Annotated in this window: 22 protein-coding genes; 11 read left to right on the top strand and 11 right to left on the bottom strand. The window is 68.1% G+C overall.

Annotated elements, in window-relative coordinates:
* Nucleotides 1–3: 3 nt before the first annotated feature.
* Genes menC through ABD116_RS00955 form a run of 9 tightly spaced genes read right to left on the bottom strand, consistent with a single transcriptional unit; the run spans nt 4 to nt 13,229 of the window.
* Nucleotides 4–1,110, bottom strand: a complete 1,107-nt coding sequence (gene menC / locus ABD116_RS00995; protein WP_343963741.1) for an o-succinylbenzoate synthase — start codon at nt 1,108–1,110, stop codon at nt 4–6.
* Nucleotides 1,110–2,060, bottom strand: coding sequence for a GNAT family N-acetyltransferase (locus tag ABD116_RS00990; protein ID WP_343963739.1), 951 nt, complete (start codon nt 2,058–2,060; stop codon nt 1,110–1,112). The genes menC and ABD116_RS00990 overlap by 1 nt, the downstream gene beginning before the upstream one ends.
* Nucleotides 2,057–3,178, bottom strand: coding sequence for a M20 family metallopeptidase (locus ABD116_RS00985; protein ID WP_343963737.1), 1,122 nt, complete (start codon nt 3,176–3,178; stop codon nt 2,057–2,059). Before ABD116_RS00985 ends, ABD116_RS00990 begins: the two co-directional genes overlap by 4 nt.
* A complete protein-coding gene (locus tag ABD116_RS00980) occupies nt 3,175–6,513 on the bottom strand; it encodes a serine hydrolase (protein ID WP_343963735.1) in 3,339 nt (1,112 codons plus the stop codon). Before ABD116_RS00980 ends, ABD116_RS00985 begins: the two co-directional genes overlap by 4 nt.
* Nucleotides 6,510–7,286 (bottom strand): ABC transporter ATP-binding protein, encoded by a 777-nt coding sequence (locus ABD116_RS00975; protein ID WP_343963733.1) that lies wholly within the window; start codon nt 7,284–7,286, stop codon nt 6,510–6,512. The genes ABD116_RS00980 and ABD116_RS00975 overlap by 4 nt, the downstream gene beginning before the upstream one ends.
* Entirely contained in the window at nt 7,283–9,256 is a 1,974-nt protein-coding gene (locus ABD116_RS00970; RefSeq protein ID WP_343963731.1) for a dipeptide/oligopeptide/nickel ABC transporter permease/ATP-binding protein, read from the bottom strand. The genes ABD116_RS00975 and ABD116_RS00970 overlap by 4 nt, the downstream gene beginning before the upstream one ends.
* Complete coding sequence (locus tag ABD116_RS00965) at nt 9,256–10,242, bottom strand: ABC transporter permease (protein ID WP_343963729.1); 987 nt, start codon at nt 10,240–10,242, stop codon at nt 9,256–9,258. Before ABD116_RS00965 ends, ABD116_RS00970 begins: the two co-directional genes overlap by 1 nt.
* Nucleotides 10,239–11,822 carry an ABC transporter substrate-binding protein gene (locus ABD116_RS00960; protein ID WP_343963727.1) on the bottom strand — a complete coding sequence of 528 codons (1,584 nt, stop codon included), beginning with the start codon at nt 11,820–11,822 and terminating at the stop codon, nt 10,239–10,241. The genes ABD116_RS00965 and ABD116_RS00960 overlap by 4 nt, the downstream gene beginning before the upstream one ends.
* An 18-nt stretch (nt 11,823–11,840) precedes the next feature.
* Nucleotides 11,841–13,229: a serine hydrolase domain-containing protein gene (locus ABD116_RS00955; protein WP_343963725.1), complete on the bottom strand. Its 1,389-nt coding sequence runs from the start codon at nt 13,227–13,229 to the stop codon at nt 11,841–11,843.
* Between the two features lie 98 nt (nt 13,230–13,327).
* On the opposite strand from ABD116_RS00955, the gene ABD116_RS00950 reads away from it, so the two are divergent.
* From ABD116_RS00950 to ABD116_RS00915, 8 genes are all read left to right on the top strand, one after another.
* Entirely contained in the window at nt 13,328–14,065 is a 738-nt protein-coding gene (locus tag ABD116_RS00950) for a nucleotidyltransferase domain-containing protein (RefSeq protein ID WP_343963723.1), read from the top strand.
* Entirely contained in the window at nt 14,062–15,264 is a 1,203-nt protein-coding gene (locus tag ABD116_RS00945; RefSeq protein ID WP_343963721.1) for a cysteine desulfurase family protein, read from the top strand. Before ABD116_RS00950 ends, ABD116_RS00945 begins: the two co-directional genes overlap by 4 nt.
* On the top strand, nt 15,264–16,352 hold the full coding sequence (mnmA, locus tag ABD116_RS00940) for a tRNA 2-thiouridine(34) synthase MnmA (RefSeq protein WP_343963720.1): 1,089 nt from the start codon (nt 15,264–15,266) through the stop codon (nt 16,350–16,352). The genes ABD116_RS00945 and mnmA overlap by 1 nt, the downstream gene beginning before the upstream one ends.
* A gap of 15 nt (nt 16,353–16,367) precedes the next feature.
* Nucleotides 16,368–16,604 carry a DUF1272 domain-containing protein gene (locus tag ABD116_RS00935; RefSeq protein ID WP_343964225.1) on the top strand — a complete coding sequence of 79 codons (237 nt, stop codon included), beginning with the start codon at nt 16,368–16,370 and terminating at the stop codon, nt 16,602–16,604.
* The gene (locus ABD116_RS00930; protein ID WP_343963719.1) at nt 16,601–17,608 is read left to right on the top strand and encodes a uroporphyrinogen decarboxylase/cobalamine-independent methonine synthase family protein; all 1,008 of its coding nucleotides are present in this window, start codon (nt 16,601–16,603) and stop codon (nt 17,606–17,608) included. The genes ABD116_RS00935 and ABD116_RS00930 overlap by 4 nt, the downstream gene beginning before the upstream one ends.
* 31 nt (nt 17,609–17,639) lie before the next feature.
* Nucleotides 17,640–19,769: an NAD-dependent DNA ligase LigA gene (ligA, locus tag ABD116_RS00925; protein WP_343963717.1), complete on the top strand. Its 2,130-nt coding sequence runs from the start codon at nt 17,640–17,642 to the stop codon at nt 19,767–19,769.
* A gap of 81 nt (nt 19,770–19,850) precedes the next feature.
* Nucleotides 19,851–21,275, top strand: a complete 1,425-nt coding sequence (locus ABD116_RS00920) for a hypothetical protein (protein ID WP_343963715.1) — start codon at nt 19,851–19,853, stop codon at nt 21,273–21,275.
* Between the two features lie 6 nt (nt 21,276–21,281).
* A complete protein-coding gene (locus ABD116_RS00915; protein WP_343963713.1) occupies nt 21,282–21,506 on the top strand; it encodes a hypothetical protein in 225 nt (74 codons plus the stop codon).
* A 64-nt stretch (nt 21,507–21,570) separates the two neighbouring features.
* Here the strand turns inward: ABD116_RS00915 and ABD116_RS00910 are convergent, their stop codons facing one another.
* A complete protein-coding gene (locus ABD116_RS00910) occupies nt 21,571–22,215 on the bottom strand; it encodes an amino acid-binding protein (RefSeq protein ID WP_343963711.1) in 645 nt (214 codons plus the stop codon).
* Between the two features lie 189 nt (nt 22,216–22,404).
* On the opposite strand from ABD116_RS00910, the gene gatC reads away from it, so the two are divergent.
* From gatC to gatB, 3 genes are read left to right on the top strand one after another with little or no spacing between them, the layout of a single operon-like run.
* Nucleotides 22,405–22,740, top strand: coding sequence for an Asp-tRNA(Asn)/Glu-tRNA(Gln) amidotransferase subunit GatC (gene gatC, locus ABD116_RS00905; RefSeq protein WP_425552043.1), 336 nt, complete (start codon nt 22,405–22,407; stop codon nt 22,738–22,740).
* Complete coding sequence (gene gatA / locus ABD116_RS00900) at nt 22,740–24,245, top strand: Asp-tRNA(Asn)/Glu-tRNA(Gln) amidotransferase subunit GatA (protein ID WP_343963707.1); 1,506 nt, start codon at nt 22,740–22,742, stop codon at nt 24,243–24,245. Before gatC ends, gatA begins: the two co-directional genes overlap by 1 nt.
* Nucleotides 24,242–25,744, top strand: coding sequence for an Asp-tRNA(Asn)/Glu-tRNA(Gln) amidotransferase subunit GatB (gene gatB / locus ABD116_RS00895; protein ID WP_343963705.1), 1,503 nt, complete (start codon nt 24,242–24,244; stop codon nt 25,742–25,744). Before gatA ends, gatB begins: the two co-directional genes overlap by 4 nt.
* A 56-nt stretch (nt 25,745–25,800) precedes the next feature.
* Here the strand turns inward: gatB and ABD116_RS00890 are convergent, their stop codons facing one another.
* Nucleotides 25,801–26,268, bottom strand: a complete 468-nt coding sequence (locus tag ABD116_RS00890) for a general stress protein (protein ID WP_343963703.1) — start codon at nt 26,266–26,268, stop codon at nt 25,801–25,803.
* Between the last annotated feature and the right edge of the window lie 58 nt (nt 26,269–26,326).

The raw sequence follows: 26,326 nt of genomic DNA, 5'->3' as shown, positions 1-26,326 counted from the left end.
AACTTACAGCGGGAGCCACTCGGTGGTGGTGGTTGCTGCCGCCAGTTGGTCGGGGAGGGGGTCGATGCCGATGCCGGGGGTCGTGGGGACGGGGAGGTGGCCGTTGTCGAGCGTGAACGGGGTGGTGATGTCGGTTTGGTAGTAGCGGCTCGAGGCGGAGGTGTCGCCGGGGAGGGTGAAGCCGGGGAGGGCTGCGAGCGCAACGTTGGCGGCTCGGCCGAGGCCGGTTTCGAGCATGCCGCCGCACCAGACGGGGATGCCGTGAGCTACGCAGACGTCGTGGATGCGGACGGATTCGAGGTAGCCGCCGACTCGGCCGGGTTTGATGTTGATGATCGAGCACGCGCCGAGAGTGATCGCGGCGGCGGCTGCGCGGGCTGAGGTGATGGATTCGTCGAGGCAGACGGGGGTCTTGATCGAGCGGGCGAGTTCGGCGTGGCCGAGGATGTCCTCCTCGTCGAGGGGTTGCTCGATCAGGAGGAGGTTGAAGGGGTCCAGTCTGGCGAGGTGGCGGGCGTCGGACACCGAGTAGGCGGTGTTGGCGTCCACTTGCAGCAGGATGTCGTCGCCGAAGCGTTCGCGGACCGCGGCGACCGGGTCGATGTCCCAGCCGGGTTGGATCTTGAGCTTGATGCGTAGGTAGCCCTCGTCGAGGTAGCCGCCGACTGCGTCGAGTAGTTCGGGGATCGAGTTCATGATGCCGACCGAGACGCCGCAGGGGACGCGGTCGTGGACTGCGCCGAGTTCGCGTGCCAGCGGGCGGCCTTCGGCTCGCAGCTCGGCGTCCAGTACGGCGGTCTCGAGCGCGGCCTTCGCCATCCGGTGGCCGTGGAACTTGGCCAGCGCCGGCGCGACGCCGACGGCCGATAGGCGTTCGACAGCACCCAAGGCCGGTACGAAGAAGCGTCGCAGTACGTCGATCGCGCCGTCCACGTACTCCGATGAGTAGAGCGGCCCGCTCATCGCGACGCACTCGCCCCACCCCTCCGCCTCGGTGGACACGACGCGGACCAGCAACGCGTCGCGCGTCGTCTCGGTCCCGAACGACGTCCGGAACGGCGACACCAACGGCAACGAGATCCGCCGCAACTCGACTCCGGTCAGCTTCATCACACCAGCCCCTTTCCAGGACGTTCGACCACGTACCACCCAGCCCGATCGAACCCGGTCACCCGGGCCCCATCCGCCATCAACCCACCCAGCACCTCCCGCAACACCAGCCGCCACTCCTTCGCTGCTCCCGGATCATTTCCGCGCAACCCCTCAACATCAGCCGGTACGCCGACCAGCACCGTCCCCCCATCTCCGGCGGACTCGCCAACAACCGGTCGCCCGTCGCTGCCGCTGGTCAGCAAGACCGTTGCCTCCCGCAACATCTGGGCAAGGTGCCCACTCAAGGTGGAAAAGGCGGAGCCGGACGCGTGGCCGCCGCTGTCGGCGACGGCCGAGGTCGGGCGGGAGCGAACGCTCGAGCGGGCGGCCGCTTGGACGGCGTCCGCGTCGAGTTGCCAGCTGACCAGGAGGCGGTCGGAGTCGTCGGCGTTGTTGATGCTGTCGGCCATGGGGCCGTAGAAATTGGTGAGGTATTCGGTGGGGCGCGCGGCCAGCTTCGTCAGGTTGAAGTAGGCGTTGCGGCGGATCAGGGGGTCGAAGGTCCAGGAGATTGCGGTGACGCCGCGCTCCAAGGCCCAGGCTCGTTGGTGGAGTTTCAGCGCGAAGCCGACGTTGCGGCCGCGGGCGGCACTGGAGACGCCGGCTACGTGGCTGTGCATGGTCACCTCGGCGGGGGCGCCGAAGAAACCTACGCAGGCGCCGATGAGGGTGTTGCCGTCGTAGGCGCCGCCTACGTAATTGCCTGCTTTGGTGAGGGCTCGCAGGAGTTCCGTGGTCACCGGTGGGTTCTTCGGGTCGGGGCGCCAGATCGAGTTGTACAGGCGATAGACCTCATCGAGGTCCGCCAGTTCCCGCAGTTCCCGAATCTTCACCCCGGCCGAAGCAGCCGCGGCCAACCCGTCCCGCACAGCCTCGGAGACGACCGACTCCACCTCAGGGGCGGTCATGGTCTGTCCAGTAGGTCGGCGAGGAGGGCGGCCAGCAGGGCGGTCCGTGGGGCGATCTCGGAGACGACCACGTGTTCGTCGTCAGCGTGGGCGCCGCCACCGACGGCGCCCAGGCCGTCGAGGGTCGGAGTACCGACGCCTGCGGTGAAGTTGCCGTCGGAGCCGCCGCCGACGGAGATGTCCCGCAAAGGCGGTAGGCCCAGTGAGGCAGCAAGGTCCGACGCCTGTCGATAGAGATCCTCGGACATCTTGCGCTCCAGCGGCGGCCGGTTCGGGCCGCCGATGACCTCGAGCGTCGCCTCGGGAAGTACCGGCTTCAAGGCATGCAGCGCCGCGTCCACCCGGAGTTGCTCGGCGACCGAGCGCGCCCGTACGTCGATCAGGAAGCTGCCCACAGCGGGCACGGTGTTCCGCGTGGTCCCGGAGGTCAGGAGAGTGGGCGTGACGGTGGTGCCAACCGAAGGGTCACCGAGGTTGCTGACGGCAAGGATCTGGTGCGCGGCCTCGATGCTCGCGTTGACCCCGAGCTCAGGCTCGAGCCCGGCATGCGACGCGCGTCCGACGATCCGGATCTCGTAGTTGGAGACGCCCTTGCGCTCGAGCTTCAGGGCACCCTCCGCCGACGCCTCGAGCACCAAAGCGGCAACACACCCTGCCGCCTCTTCCTCGATGAGTGCACGCGACGACGGCGAACCCAGCTCTTCGTCACCGGTCACCAGCAACGTCACGCCGGCCGCCGAAGGCAGCGCGGCCAGCGCATGGAACGCCATCACCAACCCGGTCTTCATGTCGAACGACCCAGGCCCCCGCAGGACGCCGTCCTCAACCACGAACGGATGCGTGGCAAGCGACCCGATAGGCCACACCGTGTCGTGATGCGCGAGCACCAGCACGCGCGACGGTCCATCGCCGAGCCGCCAACGCAAATGGTTGACGCCATCGACCACCACGTACTCCGGTGCGACGCCGAGCCGCTCCGTCCCGAGCGCCGCCACCACGGCGGCACTAGCAGCAACCGCGGACAGATCCGAGGACGGCGACTCACACGTCACCAACGTCTCCAGATCCGCCAGCATCGACGGCAACGCAGCCTGCATCTGATCCACGAGTGATGTCATCCGCCCACCTTAGGAGTGGCGCGAACCCCGCAGTGCAGGTACTTCTCACCAGTCGGCAACGAGTAGAACGTCAGCGGAATCCAGGTCAGCGACCCCGGCTGCCGGAGTACGAACAGGTCGCCGGTCTCGTCGACCGGTGTCATCACGAACTCGTGCGACGGCTCCGGCGTCAATGCGGCCAGCGGCCCGGTGAGCGTCATCCGCAGTACCGCTTCACCGTCGCGCACGAACACCTCCTGCAGAGAACTGGCGCGCTCGTACCGGCCGACGTGCTTCTCGATGTCGACAACCGGCGGCTCCGCAGGCGCGGACAGCGGCGACGGCATGGCCACTCCGGCCAGTTCGAGGAAGATCTCGCGATAAAGCTCCTCGTACAAGTCCCGCGTGTTGCCGCCGTTGGTCAGCAGCGTCACCGCCAGCCCCTCGGACGGCAACACCCGCAGGAACGCGGCCTGTCCGATCGTGTTGCCGTCGTGCCCGATCAGCCGGTGACCGTCCCAGTCGAACCGGATCCAGCCCAGCCCCCACGAGTCGCCGAGCGAGTACTTGTCGGGCAGCTCCGCATGCTTCTCAGCCATCGCGGCCACCGACTCCGAGCTGAGCACCCGAGTCCCGTCCGGTGCAAGCCCGCCGGACAAGTGAAGCCGGGCAAAGCCCAACGCATCCGCAACGGTAGAGGTGACCAACCCGGCCGGCCCCAGCGATCGCGGCAAGCCCCAGACCGGAGCGACCGAAGGCTCCTCGCCACCCTCGCCTTCGTGCCCGACCGCAGCGCGATACATCAGCGCCTCCTCGGGCAGGGTGACGGTGTGGTCGAGCTTGAGCGGGACGATGATCCGCTCGCGCAATGCCTGATCCCAGGTCTTGCCGGTGAGCTTCTCGATCACCCGACCCGCTAGCGAGAAGCCGGAGTTGCAGTACGACCAGGTAGCGCCCAGTGGATGGTTCTGGCCGACCTCGGCCAGCCCGTCGACGTACTTCTCCAAGCAGTCGTCACCGCGCCCGGTGTCGGTGAACACATCCCCATCGATCCCGCTGGTGTGGGTGAGGAGCTGCCGCATCGTCACCTGCTTGGCGACGTCGGGATCGCCCAGTTGAAGCTCGGGCAGTACCTCGATGATCGGCGCGTCCAGGTCGAGCAGCCCCTCGTCGACGAGTTGCAGCGCGAGCGTCGCCGTCCAGACCTTCGTCATCGAGCCGATCTGGAACAGCGAATCGGTCGTCACCTCGACGCCGGTGTTCTTGTTCAGCACGCCGAAAGCCGCCTCCACCAGCTCGTCACCCCGCAGGATCCCCAGCGTGGCACCCGGTACGCCGTGCTTCGCCGCCAAAGTGCTCAACCTGCGCTGCCAATGCGAAGCGTCGATCCGCGCATGCCGAGGCCCGGCCGCGTCGCCGGCGTACTGCTCGACCCAGTCGAGGATGCGCCGGTTGAAGTCGAGCCGGTGCGACGGCCGCCCCTCCACGATGAACAGGTGGCTCGCCTCCGGGTAGAGCACCAATTGCGTCGGCACCCCCTGCTCGCGCAGCGCCGTGTGCCACTGTTGCGCCTGGCCGATCGGGCAGCGCACATCCGCGTCACCGTGCAGCACCAAGGTCGGCGTCTTCACCTTGTCGACCCGGCTGAACGGAGACATCGCGCTGACGTCGCCCGTCGACTCGAGCTCGTAGACGCTGAGGAAGTGGCCGCTGTCCGAAGTACCGGCCATGCTGGTCAGGTCGCTGACCACACCACCGGTGACAGCTGCCGCGAAGCGGTCGTCGCGACTCGTGAGGTAGCAGGTCATGAAGCCGCCGTAGCTGTAGCCGGCGACGGCAAGTCGTTGAGGATCAGCGATGCCCTCGGCAACCAGTTGGTCCAGCGGCTCGAGGAAGTCCTTGGCGTCTGACGTACCCCAGCCGCCGACCACTCCGTTGTAGAACGCCTCGCCGTAGCCGTCGCTGCCGCGCGGATTCACCAGCAGCACAGTCCAGCCGCGCGCAGCGAGCTCCTGGTGGTACAAGTGCACCTCATCGGCCACCGCGTTCCAGGCGTTGTGCGGGCCGCCGTGGATGTCGAGCAGCAGTGGCTGCGCGCCGGTCGCCGCAGGATCGCGGATCAGGTAGGTCGGCACCACGGTCCCGTCCGAGACAGTGAACTCCCGCTCCACCCGCGCGAAGTGCTCCACGTCGGCGAACTTCTCCCCGTACGACGTCCGCGCAGTCGCCTCGCCGCTCGCCAGGTCCAGCGTGACGACCTCGCCGTACGACGTCTCGGTGACCAGCACGACGGCCGCCACGTCGCCCGCGACGCTGAGGCCGGACACGTTCTGCCCCGGCTCGCCCAGCACGCGTTGCGGCGTGCCACCCGCAACAGGCACCGAGTACAGGTGACTGCACCCGCGGTCCCGGATGCAGAAGTAGACCGCGCTGCCGTCAGAGCTCAACGAAGGAAGGGCTCCCGGGTATGCCGGACCGCCCGGCATCACGTTTCGATCGAGAGTGGCCGCCAGGTTCACCAGCTCGCCACTGTCCAAGGTGAGCCGCAGCAACCCAGCATGTCCCACCGGCCCACTCAGGTTGCCGACGATCAGCAGTGCCGAGCCATCAGCCGTCCAGAGCACCGGACCGGCCAAGCCCTCCGCTAGCCCGACCTGCTGAGGCTTGGCCTTCTCATCCGTCGCATCGAGGACATGGGCCGGTGCTGTCGGGTTGAGGTCGGCATCGGGCGCAGTGCCGGCTCCGAAGGCGACCTTGGTGCCGTCGGGCGACCAGGCGGGATCACCGGCGTGCCAGTCGCCCTCGGTGGCCTGCCGGACCTTCTTCGAGCCGACCTCCAGGAAATGGACGTGCTGGCGCATGGTGCGCAACCAACCGGCTCCGTCGGCCTGGTAGTCGAGGCGCTCGCTGACGATCGGTGCATGGCCGCGGCGACCGCGTGCCTCATCGTCCTCGCCCGCAGCCGCAGCTATGTCGACCGGTGCGCTGAAGGCGATCCGGGTGCCGTCCGGACTCCACCGCGCTGCGCCTGCTCCCAGCGGGAGCGTGGTGAGCTGCTCTGGCTCGCCACCAGCGGCCGGTAGTACCCAGAGCTGCGCCGGGCCGTCCTTGGCCCGCAGGAACGCCAACTGCGAGCCATCCGGTGACCAGACCGGGGTGCTGTCGCCGGTGCCTCGGGTGACCTGTTGGGGCTCGCCACCGGACGCCGGCACTCGCCACAGGCTCCGCAGCGTCTTGTCTTCCTTGAGGTCGGTGGTTCGCAGGACGTAGGCGATCTGGGAGCCGTCCGGCGACAGGGCCGCCTGCTCCGGTACCGCGAACTCGGAAAGGTCGTCGATGCGCAGACGTCGGGTCACGAGGAAGTCCTCCTTGAAAGCGTGGGTAGCGAGGTCGTGCCGCGGCGGGGTACGGCCGCGAGAAGTTCTCTGGTGTAGTCGTGTTGGGGATTGCCGAGGACCTCGGCGGCCGGCCCGAATTCCACGATCCGGCCGAGGTACATCACGGCGATCAGGTCGCTCACGTAGCGGACGACGGCGAGGTTGTGCGAGATGAACAGCATCGACAGCTCGAGCTCGCGTTGCAGGGAGCGAACGAGGTTGAGCACGGTGCCCTGGATCGACACGTCCAGCGCCGAGGTGATCTCGTCCGCGATGATCACGTCCGGCTGGCCGGCCAACGCCCGGGCAATCGCCACCCGCTGCCGCTGCCCACCCGACAACGCCCCCGGGTACGCATCAGCCCGCTCTCCGTCCAGCCCAACCAGCTCCAGCAGGCGACGAACTTCTTTGTGACGGTCGGGAAACGGCCGGGGGATGGCTTCGGCGATGGTGTTGCCGATGGTCATGCGGGGGTCGAGGGAAGAGTAGGGGTCCTGGAAGACCATCTGGAGTGGGCGGCGCCGGCCGGGGCGATGACGTAGGGGTACGCCATCAAGGAGGATCTGGCCGGAGGATGGCGTCGTCAGGCCGACCGCGGCCCGGGCCAGCGTTGACTTGCCCGAACCGGACTCACCGACGAGCCCGACCACCTGGCCGGAGGGCACCGTCAGGTCGACTCCATCGACGGCGGTCACCGTGCGACTGCCTGTGCCGAACCGGACCGTCACGCCCTCGAAACGCAGTTCGCTCATCGCAGCCCCGTCCGGATCGATTTGATCGACTCGCCGCCCAGATACCGAGCTTGCCAGGCGCCCGCGCCGGCCGCAGTACCCGTGGCTGCCGTCCCTTGTGGGTGCCAGCAGGCCACCTGATGTGCCGGACCGTGACTGATCAGCGCCGGATCCTCAACCAGGCATTGGTCCTGGGCAAACTCGCACCGAGCCGCAAACGCACACCCAGCCGGGAATGCCGAAGGATCGACCGGTCGCCCCGGTATCACCGCCAACGGCTCGTCCAGCGGCGTCTCCAGATCCGGTACTGCGTCCAGCAACGCGCGTGTATACGGATGCCGAGCCCCCGCCGCCAACTCACCGGCCGGCAGGTCCTCCACGATCCGCCCCGCGTACATCACCAGCACGCGATCACAGACCTGCGCCACGACGGTGATGTCATGGCTGATCAACAGCACCGCGACGTCGTCCTCGACACGAATCGTCTCCAGCAGTTGAAGCACCTGCTGCTGCACGGTCACGTCAAGCGCAGTCGTCGGCTCATCCGCGACGATCAGCGCCGGCGTGCCCATCAGCCCCATCCCGATCATCGCCCGCTGCCGCATCCCGCCCGAGAACTCATGCGGGTACTGCCGCGCCCGTCGCTCAGCCTCCGGAATCCGAACCGCCCGCAGCCGATCAACCGCCCGCGCCATCGCACTCCGCCGCGTCAGCCCTTGATGCTCGCGAGCACCCTCGGCGAGCTGCGTCCCGATCCGCTTCGTCGGGTTGAACGACGTCATCGGGTCCTGGAACACCATCGCGAACGACGTCCCCAACAGCCGTCGCCGCGCGGCCGCAGTACTGCGAACCGCCAACCGCCCGAGCAACGGCGCCCCGAGAAAGGACAACTCAGCAGCCCGTACTTCCCCAGGCGGCTCGATCAACTGCGCAACGGCCAGCGCGGTGAGACTCTTGCCCGACCCGGACTCACCGACCACCCCGACGATCTCGCCCCGGCTGATCGAGAAGCTGATGCCGCGGACCGGCGTCACCGGCCCAGCCGCGCCGGGGAAGCTCACGTGCAGGTCTTCGACGACCAGCACGGCATCGTCGCCCACAGCCGCCGCGGGCCGTGTCTCCGGCAAGCGCTCGGGCGCTCCCTTCACAACCGGCGCAAAGCTCTTCAGGACCGGTACCCCGAAGCACTTCGCCACGGCCTCCCCGAACAGGTTGAAAGCCAACCCGGCGACGACGACCGCGACCCCGGGAGCCAACGCCGCGGCCGGATGCACGTAGATGCTGTTGAGGCTCTCGCCCATCAGCCGTCCCCAGTCGTACGCCGGTGGTTGCACACCCAATCCGAGGAACGACAAGCCGGCAAAGGCAAGCAATGCACCGCCCGCGCCGATCGTGGCGTTCACCACCAGCGGCTCGGCGATGTTCGGCAGGATGTGCCGCGCCAGAATCCGGAATCGCCCGACTCCGGCGATCCGCGCGGCCGCCACGAAGTCCCGCTCGGCGATCCCCGCGACCAACGTCTGCGTCAGCCGCGCGAAGGACGGCGCTCCCGCGAAGCCGATCGCCAGGACCGCACCCTTCGCGCCGACTCCGAAGATCACCGCGAAGAACAGGGCGAGCAGCAGCCCGGGGAACGCGACCGCGATGTTCACCACCGCGGTCGTCAACCGGCCGGCCCGCCGCCCGAGCAGCACCGGCGCACAACCCAATGCGAGCCCGGTGAGCACAGCGATGGAGATCGCCGCCAGCGCGAGCAGAATCGACGTCCGTGAGGCGACCAGCACCCGGTAGAAGATGTCGCGTCCGAGATTGTCGGTGCCGAGCCAGTGCGCTGACGAGGACCCTTCCAGCAAGTGCTCGGTGTCGATCGCACTTGCCTGGTGGGACCAGATGATCGGAGCGAAGAGCGCCAGCAGGAGCACCGCCAGCAGCAGCACGCCGGCGCCCAAGCCGACTGGTGTACGAAGTACTGCGATCCAGCGCTTCCTCATCAGCTCTCCCTGATCGTGGATCGGGGGTCGAGTAGGGCGAGAATCACGTCGACCATCAGGTTGACCAGTAGGACGCCTGCGCCGTAGACGAGCACTACGCCCTGCACGAGCGGGTAGTCCTTGGACAGGATCGACGACACGATCGTGCTGCCCAGTCCCGGCCAGCCGAAGACGTTCTCGACCAGTACGGTCCCGGCGACCATCCCACCGAGCAGCAGTCCGCCCAGCGTGATGGTGGCCGTCACTGCATTGGGCAGTGCGTGCCGCACGTAGACAGCAATTGCAGGGAGTCGCTTGGCTCGGGCAGTACGCAGGTAGTCCGTCTGCAGCACCGCTAGCAGCTCCACCCGGCAGATGCGTGCGAGTACAGCAGCTGGGCCGATGGCCAACGAGATCACCGGCAGTACGTAGGACGAGAAGCCCCCGCGCCCGGCCACCGGCAACCAGTGGAGCTTCACTGCGAACACGTACACGAGCCCGACCGCTAGGAGGAACTCAGGAATCGCAGCCAGGATGACCGTCGTCGAGGTGAAGCTCAGCTCGGCGCGCGGCCGACGCCCGGCTCGCGTGAGCACACCCATCGCCAGCCCGACAGGCAATGCGATCAGCATCGCCACCACGAAGGCAGCAAAGGCGAGCTGGACAGTGGCCGGTAGCCGATCCCGGATGACGTCCGAGACGGGCAGACCGGTAGTGATCGAAGTACCGAGGTTGCCGGTGAACAGGTGCTGTAGGTAATGCACGTACTGCAACCAGAGCGGGTCATTGAGCCCCAGTGACTCGCGCTGCGCGTCAACGAGGCTCTGCGCCGCCGCGGGGCCGAGTGCACCCCGGACCGGATCGCCGGGGATCAGATGGATCATCAGAAAGGCCGCGCTGACCAGTACGAAGACGGAGCCGACCAGCCGACCGAGTCGGCGAACGGCGAACCGCACCCAGGGATGGGTGGTGAAACCGACCCCCGGGACGCTGGTGGCTGTGGTCATCCGAGCATCCGGATGGTCTGGGGGGCGACGCCGTCGCTGAGCTCGAAGGTGGCGCCCTTGGCGAAGATCGGGACGGTCGAGTTCACGAACGGGACCACGTTGACCTCCTTGAGGAGAGCGCGTTCGGCCGTTGCCCAGTCGGCGCAGCCGTCCGAACCGGCGATCTTGGATGCCTTGGCGACCGCGGCGTCGTACGCGGGGTTCTTGATGGAGGCGAAGTTGCCGCCGTTGGGGGGGCCTGTGCCGGACATGAAGCTGACCAGTTGGCTGGGCAGGTTGACCGTCAGCGGGATCAGGCCGGCGTGCCAGGTGCCTTGGCCGGCCAGGACGACGGTGCTGATCTCCGCGGTGGACACCGCCTTGAGTGAGACGTCGACACCGAGCTCACCCCAGGCCTTCTGCAGCAGCTCCGCACCGGACTGGATCGTCGGTCCGAGGTTGGTCAGGTAGTAGAAGACGAGGGAGAGCTTGGTGCCGCCCTTCTCCCGGATCCCGCCCGCACCCGCCTTCCAGCCGGCCGCGTCCAGAGCCGCCTTGGCCGCATCGAGGTCATGGCCCGGGATGTTGCCGGTGACGGTGTCGTCGTTGCAGGGGCCGGTGCCAGGGACGACGAAGCTAGTGGTCGGCTTGCCGGTGCCAGCAGTGATCACCTTGCCCAGCTGGGTCAGGTCGAGGGCTTGCGTGAGTGCTTTACGGACGGCGAGATCGGCGGTCGGCAGACCGGGCTTCTGGTTGAACCAGAGCTCGCCGAGCGGAGTACCGGCGCTGCGGTTGAAGAGTTGCTGCGCCTGCAGCCGCTGCTTGTCCGGGCCTGAGATGGCGGCGATGTTGACCTGACCGGAGATCAGCAGGTTGGCCGCGGTGGTCTCGTTGGCGACGACCTTGAGCACCACCTTGTCCGCCAGGCCCGGCTGGTCAGCCTTGAAGTCGCCCGGCCCCCACGCGTAATCCTTGCGCCGGGTCAACGTGTAGTGGTCACCAGGCACGGCCTCGGCGACCTTGTACATCCCAGTGCCGTCCGAGCCTTGTTTCAGCAGGGAACGGTCCTTCATCCCCTTGGCGCACACGATGTGCAGGCCGCCGATGTTCCGGACCAGGAACGCGTCCGGGGCAGGGGCCGTCACGGTGACGGTGCCGGCAGCATCGTCGCCGACCGCCTTCACGCCGGCTGGGACGAAGACACCGATCCTGGTCGACTTGTTGGCCGGGTTGCCGACGAAGTTGAGGTTCTCCGCGACCGTGGTCGCTGTCAGCGGGCTGCCGTCCAGACAGGTGACACCCTTGCGCAGCGTGTACTTCGCCGTGGTGGTCGTGCCTTCCCACTTCTCCGCGAGGCCCGCCACTTGCTGCCCGTTCTGATCGAGGTTGATCAGCGAGTCGTAGAGGAACGCGTCGACCTGCTTGGTGATCGACAACGAGGTGAACTGCGGGTCGAGGTTGCCGGGGTCGGAGCCGAGCGCCATGGTCAGCGTTTGTCCCTCGACCGGTTTACCCACGCCGGCCGTGGTCGGCTCGCCCGAACTGCAAGCGGACAAGGACAAGCCGGCGACCAGCACCAAAGCGGTGAATGCGGATTTCATGGGTGCCTCCGAGAGGGATCAGGCTGAGGCGCGGCGGATGGCCCGGCCGCTGTGGATGAAGAGGGCCGGACCGCCCGATTCGTTCCCTACGAACACATAAGAAATGTGGACCCCGTTCTCGGCCTTCAGCGCGATCAGGCTCTCCTCGTTCCGCCCGACCAGTTCGACCGGGTCCGGCGCCGGACCGAGCTCGGCGAAGATCCCCTTGGGCGTCTGGTCCAGCCAGACCTTGCCGTCCTCGTCCTGCCGCACAGTCACATCGACGACCTCGCAGCTGTAGGTGCCGGCGAACCGGTCCACATCGATCGGCGCAGGCGTCGCCGGCGGAGTGGGCAGCGCGGGCAGGTCCAGCCCGGCAAGCTCCTTGACCACATGGCCGACCACGGTCTTGTAGAGCTCGATCGTGTCGCCGCCGTTGGTCAGTACGGTGACCGCCAGCCCATGCTCCGGTACTACGCGCAGGAACGCGTTTTGTCCGATCGTGCCGCCGTCATGGCCGATCACTGTCGTGCCGTCCCAGTCGAACAGCTCCCAGCCGAGCCCCCACGAGTCGCCCATCATCCCGAGCTTCGGCAGCTTGACTTGCTCCTCCTGCATCGCCTTGACGCTCGCGGGGCTCAGTACCGGCGTACCGTCCGCTGCTGTCCCCGAGTCGAGGTGGAACTTGGCGAAGGCGAGCAGGTCGCGTGGCCGCATCGCGAGCATCGCGCCGGCCGGGGCCATCCCTCGCGTCATCGCCCACATCGGTGCGGGTACCGGTTCGGCGTCAGGGGCGGGCCGGATGTGGCCGACCGCGGCGCGGTACAGGATCGCCTCGTACGGGTCGGTCGCCGCGTGGGTGAGGCCGAGCGGGGTGAAGAGGTGCTCGCGCAGGACCGTGTCGAACGGCTTGCCGCGGAGTACCTCGATCAATCGGCCGAGGACAGCGAAGGCGGCGTTGTTGTAGGAGAACATCTCGCCGGGCGCGAAGAGCTGGGTGACGTCGGCGATGCTGGCGACGAACTTCTCGACCGCGTCGTCGCCCTTGCCGGTCTCGTTGAAGATGTCGCCCTCGAACCCGGACGTGTGGCTGAGCAGCTGGCGGACGGTGATCACGGCCGCCGCTGTTTCGTCGCTGATCACGAATTCCGGGAGGTAGTCGCGCAGCGGTGTGTCTAGGTCGACCAAGCCGTCGTCGACCAGTTGCATGACCAGCGTCGTCGTCCAGACCTTCGTGATCGAGCCGATCTGGAACACCGTGTCGGGGGTGACCGGTACGCCGGTCGCCTTGCTCAGTACGCCGGCAGCGTGGTCGATCACCTCGCCGCCGAACAGCACGCCGACCGCCGTACCGGGGACCTGGTGCTCGGCGAGCAACGCCGGCAGCCGGTCTTGAAGCCACGTCTCGATTTCGCTCAGGGTCGCCATGTGCCGACGCTAGGACCGCCCGCCGTCGGAGTATTCGTCGCAACCGACAACTGACGAGCCCGTTTTCGTCCGGACCGACGAGGTGTCAGGATCGGACGATGGAGCAGAGGTACTGGTACGCCGACGGCCTGGAACCGGAGGAGCTGGCCTTCCAGCGGCTGTACGGCCCGGTCGAACCTGCGACCAGGGAAGAGGCGGCCGAGTTCTTCGGCGGACTCGGGCTGGACTGGTGGGTCGCGGGCGGTTGGGCCGTCGAGGCGTTCACCGGCGTCTCCCGGCCGCACGACGATCTGGACGTGTCGTTCTGGCGACGGCACGTGCCGGAGCTGGTCAACTACGCGGACGGCCGGTACCACGTGTGGTCGGCAGGTAGCCGGGCGATCTTCCCGATCTCACCCGACAGGCCGGAGATGCCGGACAACGCGGACCAGGTGTGGCTGCGCGAGCATGCGCTGGCTCCCTGGAAGTACGACGTGGTGCTGAACCCGGATCGCGACGGGCGCTGGATCTTCCGCCGGGATCCGTCGCTCGACTACGCGCTCGACGAGGTGACCTGGATCGCCGACGACGGCATCCGGTACATGAATCCGGAGATGGCGCTCGCCTACAAGGCCAAGGGCGATCGCCCGAAGGATCGCGCCGATCTGGCCGCCGCGTCCCGCTGCTCGGAGCGGCCAGACGTACCTGGCTGGCCGAGATGGTCCATCATCTGCACCCCGATCACGCCTGGCTGGAGCAGATCCGCGGCGGGTGAGCAGAAAATAGCCGGCCTGGCCGGGAATAAACGGCGCAGTTCGGGAACAAGCGGGCAGGACTTACCCTTGAGGGTGTTATGACCTCTTCAGGCCGTCGGACGGTCTACCTCGATCACGCCGCGACGACACCTATGCTGCCCGCGGCGATCGAGGCGATGGCGATCCACCTCGGACGGACCGGGAACGCCTCCTCGTTGCACGGGTCCGGACGGGCGGCGCGGCGCACGGTCGAGGAGTCGCGGGAGACGATCGCGGAGGCGCTTGGCGCCCAGCCGAGCGAGGTGGTGTTCACCTCGGGCGGTACGGAGGCGGACAACCTCGCGCTCAAGGGGCTGTGGTGGGCCCGGCTGGCCGAGGACCCGCGTCGGCGGCGGATCCTGCTCAGCGGGATCGAGCATCACGCAGTACTGGATCCGGCGATCTGGCTCGCGGAGCACGAGGGCGCCGAGATCGAGTGGCTGCCGGTCGACGAACTGGGCCGGGTGCGGCCCGAGGACGTCCAGCGGGCGATCGAGAAGGACCCTGAGTCTGTGTCCTTCGTCACGTTGATGATGGCCAACAACGAGGTCGGCACGCTGCAGCCGATCCGCGAGGTGGCCGCGCTCGCGAAGCCGTATGCGATCCCCGTGCACACCGACGCCGTCCAGGCGGTCGGGCAGGTGCCGGTGGATTTCGCCGAGCTGGGCGTCGACGCGATGACGGTGAGTGCTCACAAGGTCGGCGGCCCGTTCGGGATCGGCGCGCTGGTCGTCCACAAGGAGACCAAGCTGGCGCCGATCGTGCACGGCGGCGGCCAGGAGCGCGACGTTCGCTCGGGCACCCTGGATACCCCGGCGACGGCTGGGTTCGCGGCGGCGATCGAGCACGCGGTCAAGCACCAGGCCGAGCACGGCGCGCGGCTGACGGCCCTGCGCGACGCCCTGATCGAGGGCATCACCAGTACTGTCCCGGGCGCGATGCTGTCCGGTGATCCGGTACGCCGCTTGCCGGGTAACGCACACTTGTCGTTCAAGGACTGTGAGGGCGACTCGCTGCTCCTCCTGCTCGACGCGCGGGGCATCGAGGTCTCCACCGGGTCCGCCTGCAACGCCGGCGTCGCCGAGCCGAGCCATGTGCTGCTGGCGATGGGGTACGACGACCAGCGGGCGCGCGGGTCCTTGCGCTTCACCATGGGGCACACGTCCAGCCGGGCCGACGTGGACGCCGTACTGGACAACATCGGGCCCGTTGTCGAGCGGGCGATGTCCGCCGGATTGCAGAACGTAGGAAGGAACCACTGATGCGGGTACTCGCAGCCATGTCCGGCGGAGTCGACTCCGCGGTCGCTGCGGCGCGGATGGCCGAGGCCGGGCACGACGTGGTCGGTGTGCACCTGGCACTGAGCCGCAACCCGCAGTCGTACCGCAGTGGTGCACGGGGTTGCTGCACCATCGAGGACTCCCGCGACGCCCGCCGCGCTGCGGACGTGATCGGCATCCCGTTCTACATCTGGGACCTGGCCGAGCGGTTCCACGCAGATGTGGTCGAGCCCTTCGTCGCGGAGTACGCAGCAGGCCGTACGCCGAACCCGTGTCTGCGCTGCAACGAGAAGGTCAAGTTCAGCGCGGTGCTCGAGCGGGCGCTGGCCCTGGACTTCGACGCCGTCGCCACCGGGCACTACGCGCAGATCGTCGAGACTGCGGCCGGCCGTGAGTTGCACCGCGCGGTCGACCCGGCCAAGGACCAGTCCTACGTGCTCGGGGTGCTGACCCAGGAGCAGCTCAAGCACGCGTTCTTCCCGCTCGGCGACACCCCGAAGACCGAGATCCGGGCCGAGGCCGAGCGGCGTGGGCTGTCGGTGGCGGCCAAGCCGGACAGCCACGACATCTGCTTCATTGCCGACGGCAACACCCCGGGCTTCCTGGCCAAGCAGCTGGGCGAGTCGCCCGGCGACATCGTCGACGCCCAGGGCAACAAGCTCGGCGAGCACAAGGGCACCCACGGTTTCACCGTCGGCCAGCGCAAGGGCCTCAAGATCGGTACGCCGGCAGCCGACGGCAAGCCGCGTTTCGTGCTGGACATCTCCCCGGTCGAGCGGACCGTCACGGTCGGCTCGCGGGCGGAGCTGGCCGTCGAGAGCCTGACCGCGTCGAACCCGCGCTGGTGCGGCCCGGTCCCCACGGAGACCCTGCACGTCAAGGCCCAGCTGCGGGCGCACGGCGAGGAGATCGCCGTCACCGCACGGCTTGAGGGCGACCAGGTGCTGGTCTCCTTCGACGAGCCCGCAGACGCCGTCGCACCCGGCCAGGCGGTCGTCCTGTACGACGGCACCCGGGTGATCGGGTCAGCCACCATCGACTCGGTCGAGCGCGCGACTCAGAAGGTGTGAGCTCCCGTGCTGCGGATGAAGGAGACCTGCGAGCGCTGTGCCGCGCAGCTCGGTCCGACGGCCGACGCGGTGATCTGTAGCTACGAGTGCACCTTCTGCCCGGAATGCTCCGAGGCGATGGAACACGTCTGCCCGAACTGCGGCGGCGAGCTGGTCAGGCGGCCTACCCGTACCACCGGCGCTTCTGCAATTGCTTCGCGGACACCCGGCCGCATCACCAGGTATCTCCAAAGGAACAGGAACACCACGTGAGCAGTCCCTTCGGCCCAGCGGCGACCACTGCGATGGGCTCGCTGCCTGGCGAGGACATGCGCGAGTGGGCGAAGTTCGTGCTGGAGGGGGTGACGATCCCGTTCCTCCCGGAGCTACCGGCCCGCCCGTACGGCGACATGGTGAGCAGGGCCGCTGGGGTCATCGGTTCCCTCGCCCTCGACCTGCAGCCGGCCGGGTGGCGGCTGACGGGCGGCAACGACCCGCGGGCCAGCCTCGACCAGCGCCGGGCTCGGTCGCTGCTGCAGCAGGACCTGGATGTCCTGGAGGAGCTGGCGGAGGGGTATGAGGGTCCGCTGAAGGTCCAGTTGACCGGGCCGTGGACGCTTGCTGCAACCGTAGAGCTGCCGCGCGGGGACAAGGTGCTGGCCGACCACGGCGCTCGGCGCGACCTGGCCGAGGCGGTGGCTTATGGGTTGCAGGAGCATGTGGCTGAGCTTCGGCGACGGGTGCCGGGGGCCTCGCTGGTGGTGCAACTTGATGAGCCGGGGCTGCCCGCAGTACTGGCTGGGGCTGTTCCTACTGCCAGTGGGTGGGGCAAGCATCGCTCTGTCGATGGGCCGGGCTCTGTGGATCTGCTGAGCCGGGTGATCGAGGCTGTGGCGCCTGCTCTGACAGTGGTCCACTGCTGTGCGGCTCGGCCGCCTATTGAGGTGTTCCGGAAGGCAGGCGCCGGGGGAGTGGCAGTAGATGTCTCCCTGCTCACCGATGCCGCGTGGGAGCAGATTGCCTTCGCAGTGGAGGACGGGACGACGCTGTATGCGGGCGTAGTACCGACTACTGGAGCTGTGCCCAAGCCGGAGCAGGCGGCTGGCCTCCTGACCCGCCGCTGGCACGAGATCGGCCTGACCCAGAAGTCTCTGGTCGACGTCGTGATCACCCCAGCGTGCGGCCTCGCGGGCGCCCCGTCACCGTCCGATGCCCGCGCCAGACTCGAACTTCTCGGTCGTACGGCACAAGTCGTCGGAGACGCCGCAGAGGCCTAGAAATGTCCCTGGCTGGCGGTAAGTTCGGTCTATGAGTACGGAGATCCCCGAGACCAGTGCCGCCGACCAGCCTGCCGCGCCGCCGGAGGTGCGGGAGCGGCATGCCGAGCTGAGCCGGGAGATCGAGGAGCACCGGTTCCGCTATTACATGGCGACCTCGACCATCTCCGACGAAGACTTCGACGCGCTGATGCACGAGCTGCAGGCGATCGAGGCGCAGTACTCCGAGCTGCAGACGCCGGACTCGCCGACGCAGAAGGTCGGCGTGCCGATCTCGACGCTGTTCACCGCGGTCGAGCACCCGCAACGGATGGAGAGCCTGGGCAACGCCTTCTCCGCCGAGCAGATGGAGGCGTGGGCGAAGCGGCTGGAGCGCGAGGTGACCGTCGCGCAGATCCACGAGAGCGGATTCCTCTGCGAGCTCAAGGTGGACGGCCTGGCGCTCGACCTGGTCTACGAGAACGGCCGGCTGGTCAGCGGCGCCACCCGCGGCGACGGGCGGACCGGCGAGGACATCACGCTGAACGCCCGCACCATCGACTCGATCCCGAACGAGCTGCACACCGATTCGCCGCCGGCCTTCTTGGAGGTGCGGGGTGAGGTCTACTTCCGGGTCGAGGACTTCACCGAGCTGAACGCGCAACTGGTTGAGGCAGGCAAGGACCCGTTCTCCAACCCACGCAACAGCGCGGCCGGATCGCTACGGCAGAAGGACCCGCGCGTCTCGGCGAGTCGCCCGCTGCGCTTCGTCGTCCACGGTCTCGGCAAGGTCGAGGGCTATCACGTCGGCCGGCTGTCGGAGGCGTACGACCAGCTGAAGGAGTGGGGCCTGCCGGTCAGCGACCGCGCCCGCCGGGTCACGACGCTGGACGAGGTCAACGAGTTCATCGCGTACTACGGGGAGAACCGGCACTCGGTCGACCACGAGATCGACGGCGTGGTGGTCAAGGTCGACGAGGTCGATCTGCAACGCGCGCTCGGCTCGACGTCGAGTGCTCCGCGCTGGGCGATCGCGTACAAGTACCCGCCGGAGGAGGTCACCACCAAGCTGCTCGACATCAAGGTGAATGTCGGCCGTACCGGTCGCGTCACTCCGTACGGCGTGATGGAGCCGGTCCGGGTGGCTGGGTCGACCGTGGAGTTCGCGACCCTGCACAACGGGCAGGAGGTCGAGCGCAAGGGCGTGTGGATCGGCGACACCGTCGTACTGCGCAAGGCCGGCGACGTCATCCCCGAGATCCTCGGGCCGGTGATGGAGCTGCGGCCCAAGGACGCGTACCCGTTCCGGATGCCGACCGAGTGCCCGTCCTGCGGGACGACGCTGCGGCCGATGAAGGAAGGGGACATCGACATTCGTTGCCCCAACGCCCAATCGTGTCCGGCCCAGTTGCGGGAGCGGCTGTTCCATCTGGCTGGGCGGTCTGCCTTCGACATCGAGGTGCTGGGCTTCAAGGCGGCCGATGCATTGATCAGCAGCGAGTTGATCGCCGACGAAGGGGATCTGTTCTCGCTGACCGAGGAGGACCTGGCGAGCAGTTCGTTCTTCACCACCAAGGCCGGTGCGCTGTCGGCCAACGCTGTGAAGTTGCTCGCCAACCTGGAGCAGGCCAAGACGCAACAGTTGTCGCGTGGGTTGGTGGCGTTGTCGATCCGGCACGTCGGGCCGACGGCGGCGGCCGCGCTGGCGGCGGCGTACGACGACATCGATGCGATCGAGGCTGCCTCGGAGGAGGAGCTCTCGCAGATCGAGGGGGTTGGGCCGACGATCGCGCACGCGGTGATCGAGTGGTTCGAGATCGACTGGCATCAGGAGATCGTCCGGAAGTGGAAGGAAGCCGGCGTCGAGCTGCGGCAGGTGCGGACCGGGCCGACGGTCGAGCAGACGTTGACCGGCCAGTCTGTCGTGGTGACGGGCACGGTCGAGGGGTACAGCCGGGACGAGGCGACCGAGGCGATCGTGTCGCGCGGCGGCAAGGTGGCTGGGTCGGTGTCCAAGAAGACTTCGTTCGTGGTGGTCGGGGATGCGCCGGGGTCGAAGTACGACAAGGCGGTGCAGTTGGGGGTGCCGATTCTGGATGCGGCGGGCTTCGTCGTGCTGCTGACGGACGGGCCGGAGGCGGCTGCGGCGGTGGCGACGAATCGCGAGCCGGAGGAGGCCTGAGAGTCGACGGATCCAGGTGCTCCGCTGATCCGTCCGACTGTTAGTTTTCACCTTCTAGACGTGGTTTTCTAAGGAGCAGATATGACGACGCCGCCACAGGGACCGTGGGGTCCTGGGCAGCCAGGGGGCCAGCCGGGCGGACAGCAAGGAGGACGACCGCAAGGTGGTCGTCCTGGGCAGGGCCAGCCACCGCAGGGTGGTGGCGGATGGCAGCAGCCCGGCCAGCCGCAGGGTGGTCAGCCGCCGGCACAGCCGTATCCGCCGACCCGGCCGCCGCAGGGCCAGCCCCCGCACGGGCAGCCGCCGCACGGGCAGCCTCCGCAGCAGGGTCGGCCGCCGCAGTACGGGCAGCAGCCTCCTCAGCAGGGGCAGCCTGGTGGCTGGGGTCAGCAGCCTCCGCAGGGTCCGCCCCCGCAGTACGGGCAGCAACCGCCGTACGGGCAGCAGCCCGGGTATCAGCAGCCGTGGGGGCAGCAGCAGCCTCAGGGTGGGTGGCAGCAGGGGCAGCAGCCTTGGCAGGGTGGACCTGGACGCAAGCGGGGCGGCATCTCCAAGGACAAGCTGCCGCTGCTGGTCGGCGGCAGCCTGATCGGGCTTGTCGTGATCGCCTTGGTCGTGTTCCTCGGCATTCACTTCCTCGGCGACGACGACAAGACCACGACAACGAGCCCGAGCACGCAGCCGACCCAGTCAGCGGCAGGCGGACAAGCGCAGGGTGCGACCGACAAGCTGCAGAGCGCCGGGTTCCAGTGCAGCGACCTGTTCAACGGAGCCCAGGGTGCGCACCGCGGCTGCTTCAAGTTCGACGAGGTCAGCCAGGCCGAGGTGATCTTCCAGTTCCAGGCCGACGGCACGATCGTCAGCACGCTGATCCGGTCGATGAACCGGGAGAACGTCAACAACGCCGCGGTCTCCTTCGACGCGGCGCTGCAGGCGATCGGCAACGACACCTTCGGCGGCAGTGACGTGGCGAAGATCCAGGCGGCGGTGAAGACCGGCCAGAAGGACGCCAAGGTCGACAGCACCTGGGGTGACTTCACCCTGTTCAACAACGGCGACTCGGTGCAGATCTCCGGCCGCAAGTCCGGGATGGAGTCGTTCGACCTGCCGACCAAGGAGTTCTCGACCACCGTCGAGCAGATGACCACCGCGCTGAAGGCGAAGCAGTACGCGTGCACGCTGGCCTGCCGCAAGGACCTGGGCCGATCCGGCTCCCAGCGGATCTTCCCGCTCGGTGGCAGCAGCAAGGCGATCCGCTCGCTCGACATCGAGGCCTCGGGCGACCCCGCCGAGGTCAAGGCGGCCATCCCGGTCGCCATCGCGGACGCGCTGGGCGTGCTCAAGGGCCCGGACGTGGAGGCGATCAAGACCTTCCTCGCGGCACACACCGACGGGAAGCCGTACGCTGCTTATGTGGCCGGCTGGCGGATCGAACAGACCGGCACGGGCAACGACGACTACTCGTCGCAGTCGATCAGGATCAAGTACGAGTCGTACTACGTGTGAGGTGTGATGAAGTCCGACCCGGAGAAGCGGCCGGAGACTCAGGTGGCCAAACCGCCGCCTGAGTCGGTGTACCGGGTGGACGGCGGCGGTCCGTGGGGGCCGACGCAGTTCGACCTGCCGGAGCGTAACGGCGACAACACCCAGACGGTGGTGATCGTCGCCGCGATCGGCGTGATCCTGCTGCTGTTGCTGGCCGGCGCCTGGACTCTCTGGTACTTCAAGTTCAACTGATTGACCCACACGACGACGAAGGCCTCCCGATCGCTCGGGAGGCCTTCGTCGTCGTGTCCAGGTCTTAGGCGGTGGCGCGGATGGTGACGGCGAGGTTGGCCAGGTAGCTCAACCGGGCCACCTCGGACCCGAGGAACTCGGGTCCACCACGACGGCCGATCACCAGCACCCGGCGGTTGGACTCCAGCGGCGCGGCGACCAGCACCGACTCGGCCAGGCCCTTGTGGTCCGGCGCGGTCAGCGTCGTCGCCTTCTCCAGCGGCAGCCACTGATCACCAAGGTCGCCGAACTCCGGCGTCGCACTCGTCTCCAGCGCCACCTTGATCTCGCTGCCCGTACCGTCCAGCAAGGCGGCCCAGTCGGCGTGCAGCACCGCGGGTGCCTGCTCGACCAGGATGTCGACCGCTTCGGCCGGAGCAGACGTCATCTGCTCGACGGCTTCGAGGTCCATGTGCAGGCCGCCACCGGCGCCGTACCGGGAGAACCAGATCACCTCGACGTCGGGGACGCCGTTGCAGGCGGAGACCAGCCGGTCGGGCAGAACGCCCGGTGGCAGGTCGACCACGATGTCGTCGACGGCGGTGCCGTTCTCGCGCCGGTGCTCCACGATCTCGATCGCGTGGATGTCGGCGCTCACCTCGCCGAGTGCCGTTGCCACGGTGCCCAGCGAACCGGGTCGGTCCGGGATGATCAATCGCAGCAGGAACACCGAACGATCATCTCCCAGCCGAATACCACGCAAGTTACGCCCTGTCGCGGCCAATGTTACAGAGCGGAACAAAGTGACACGCCGGGCCCTCTCATCTGATGAACAGAGGGCCTGTGGAAACCGGAAATACATCGGACATACCGGCCCACTAGGATGAGCGCGTCCGTAGAGGTAGGTGCGAGCCGCACGCTGCCGGCAACTCGTTGTAGACCATTGGAATCCTTCATGCCATCGATTACCCGCGAAGAGGTCGCGCATCTGGCGCGGCTGGCGCGGATCGAGCTCACCGAAGACGAGCTCGACCACCTCGCTCCGCAGCTCGAGCAGATCATCGGCCTGGTCGCCCAGGTCAGTGAAGTGGCTGCCGAGGACATCCCGCCGACGTCCCACGCCCTGCCGATCACCAACGTGATGCGCGCCGACGTGAACGTCCCCTGCCTCACGCCGGAGCAGGCGCTGTCCGGCGCCCCGGCGGCCGAGGAGCAGCGTTTCCGGGTACCGCGGATTCTGACCGAGGAGGCGTGATGAGTGACCTGACGCGGAAGACCGCGGTCGAGTTGTCCGAGCTGATGAGCTCGGGCCAGGCGTCGTCGGTGGAGATCACCCAGGCGCACCTGGACCGGATCGGCGCGACCGATGGCGCCGTGCACGCGTTCCTGCACGTCGACACCGAGGGTGCTCTCGCCCAGGCGGCCGACGTCGACGCACGCCGTGCCGCGGGGGACGAGCTCGGTCCGCTCGCCGGCGTACCGCTGGCGCTGAAGGACGTGCTGACCCAGGACGGCGTCCCGACCACGGCGGGTTCGAAGATCCTCGAGGGCTGGAAGCCGCCGTACGACTCGACGGTCGTGAAGCGGCTCAAGGCGGCCGGCATCGTCATCCTCGGCAAGACCAACATGGACGAGTTCGCCATGGGCTCCTCGACGGAGAACTCGGCGTACGGGACGACCCACAACCCCTGGGACCTCAACCGGATCCCGGGTGGTTCGGGTGGTGGCTCGTCGGCGGCGATTTCGGCGTACCAGGCTCCGCTCGCGATCGGCACCGACACCGGTGGCTCGATCCGGCAGCCCGCTGCCTTCACCGGCACGGTCGGCGTGAAGCCGACGTACGGCGGCACCTCGCGGTACGGGCTGATCGCGCTGGCGTCCAGCCTCGACACGCCTGGCCCGTGCGCGCGGACGACGCTCGACGCGGCGCTGCTGCACGAGGTGATCGCCGGGTACGACCCGATGGACTCCACCTCGATCAACCAGCCGGTACCGGCCGTGGTCGACGCCGCTCGTCGCGGTGACGTGACCGGGCTGCGGATCGGCGTCGTCAAGGAGCTCGGCGGCGAGGGGTACCAGCCGGGCGTCGAGGCCCGCTTCCACGAGGCGGTCGAGCTGCTCACCAAGCTCGGCGCCGAGGTGGTCGAGGTGTCCTGCCCGCACTTCCAGTACGCGCTGCCGGCGTACTACCTGATCCTGCCGAGCGAGGCCTCGTCCAACCTGGCCAAGTTCGACGCGATGCGGTTCGGCCTGCGGGTCGGCGACGACGGCGAGAACGATGCCGAGAAGGTGATGAGCCTGACCCGCGAGGCCGGTTTCGGTCCCGAGGTCAAGCGCCGGATCATGCTCGGCACCCACGCGCTGTCCAGCGGTTACTACGACGCGTACTACGGCCAGGCGCAGAAGGTGCGGACGCTGATCGCCCGCGACTTCGCGGCGGCCTACGAGCATGTCGACGTGCTGGTGTCGCCCTCGACACCGACCACCGCGTTCGCGATCGGCGACCGGGTGAACGACCCGATCGCCATGTACAAGAACGACCTCTGCACGATCCCGTCGAACCTGGCCGGCAACGCGGCCGCGTCGTTCCCGGTCGGCCTCGCGGACGAGGACGGCCTGCCGGTCGGCTTCCACGTGATGGCGCCGGTGATGCGCGACGACCTGTGTTACCTGGTCGGTGCGGCGCTCGAGTCGGCGTACGCCGATCAGTGGGGTGGCGTGCTGATGTCGAAGGCTCCGGAGCTGGAGGTCACCCGATGACTGTGGTTGCTGATGTGCTGTCCATCGATGACGCTTTGGCGCAGTTCGACCCGGTGATGGGCCTGGAGGTCCACGTCGAGCTGAACACCTTGTCGAAGATGTTCTGTGGTTGCCCGACGGAGTTCGGCGCCCCGCCGAACACGCAGACCTGCCCGGTCTGCCTCGGCCTGCCGGGCGCGCTGCCGGTGGTGAACGCGCGGGCGGTCGAGTCCGCGATCAAGATCGGCCTCGCGCTGAACTGCGAGATCGCCGAGTGGTGCCGGTTCGCCCGGAAGAACTACTTCTACCCGGACATGCCGAAGAACTTCCAGACCTCGCAGTACGACGAGCCGATCGCCTTCAACGGGTGGACCGAGGTCGTCGTCGACGGGGAGACGTACCGGATCGAGATCGAGCGCGCGCACATGGAGGAGGACACCGGCAAGTCCACCCACGTGGGTGGCGCGACCGGCCGGATCCACGGTGCGTCGCACTCGCTGGTCGACTACAACCGGGCCGGCATCCCGCTGATCGAGATCGTCACCAAGACGATCGAGGTCCCGCCGGCCAAGGCTGCTGCTGTCGCCCGGGCGTACGTGAGCATGCTGCGCGATCTGCTGCTGGCGCTGGACGTCTCCGACGTCCGGATGGACCAGGGCTCGCTGCGCTGCGACGCCAACGTGTCGCTGAAGCCGTCGGGGTCATCGCAGCTGGGGACCCGAACCGAGACCAAGAACGTGAACTCGTTCCGCTCGGTCGAGCGCGCGATCACCTACGAGATCACCCGGCAGGCCGCCGTACTGGTTGCCGGGGGCAAGATTCTCCAGGAGACCCGGCACTGGCACGAGGACACCGGCGTCACCACCTCGGGCCGGGAGAAGTCGGATGCCGACGACTACCGGTACTTCCCCGAGCCCGACCTGGTGCCGGTCGCTCCGGCCCGCGAGTGGGTCGAGGAGATCCGGGCGACGCTGCCCGAGGCGCCGCCGGTCAAGCGGCTGCGGCTGCAGACCGAGTGGGGCTTCACGGATCTGGAGATGCGCGACGTCGTCAACGGTGGCGTGCAGACGCTGATCGAGCAGACCGTCGCGCTGGGCGTCGCTCCTGCTGCCGCGAAGAAGTGGTGGCTGGGCGAGCTGGCCCGTGCTGCCAACGAGGCCGGCAAGGACGTGGATGCGCTCGGTGTCGGGCCGGCTGAGATCGCCGAAGTACAGAGGCTGGTCGAGGCCGGCGCTCTGAACGACAAGCTGGCTCGCGAGGTCTTCGACGGCCTGGTCAAGTCCGAAGGCACCGTCACCGAGATCATCGAGGCCCGCGGCCTCGCCCTGGTGTCGGACGACTCAGCCCTGCAGGAAGCCATCGACCGGGCCATCGCGGCCAACCCCGACGTCGTCGAGAAGGTCAACTCCGGCAAGCCCGCTGCCGCCGGTGCCCTGATTGGCGCAGTCATGAAGGACATGCGCGGCCAGGCCGACGCGGCCAAGGTCCGCGAACTCCTGAACGCCACGCTCGGCATCTGAGGTTCTGCGCTGAGGTCCGGCACATCGTGCCGGACCTCAGCCCATAGCTGGATGGCTCAAGCCGCCTTGCGGGTGGGCGTCGGCTGGTCGATGCCGATCAGCCTTCTCGCCACCGAAGCGTCCGCTGCGGCGCAGCGCACCTCGTAGCGCACCGGCACGATCTCGGTTGCTTCGGCATCGGGGCGGTTCCTGAACAGTCCACGGAACAAACCGGCCAGCGCGCCCACGATCACGCCGTACACGGCACCCCATAGGACCACGACGAGGCCGGTCAGGCTCGTGTCGGCGACCAGCGTCACGAACACTGCCGCCAGCAACCCGATCCCGAGCCCGGCCGTGGAACTCCGCGCGGTCAGCGCCGCGGTCGACGGGCCACCGGGTCTCTCGGCCAGCACCAGCCCGGCCCCCACGACTGCCAGACTGTCACGCTCCATGCCCGAGGCGCGCAAGGTACGCACAGTCTCCTGTGCCTCCGCATACGTCGCCGTCGAGATGATCACCGTGTCGTGAGCCAGAACCCGCACACCCGTTCCTTTCTCTAGCCGGAGCCTCCACTAGTACCAGGTCCGCCCAATCGGAAAC

The sequence above is a fragment of the Kribbella koreensis genome (assembly GCF_039525325.1).
Classification (GTDB): domain Bacteria; phylum Actinomycetota; class Actinomycetes; order Propionibacteriales; family Kribbellaceae; genus Kribbella; species Kribbella koreensis.
The sequence above is the reverse complement of the archived record's forward strand: the minus strand, read 5'-3'. Positions and strand labels throughout refer to the sequence as shown.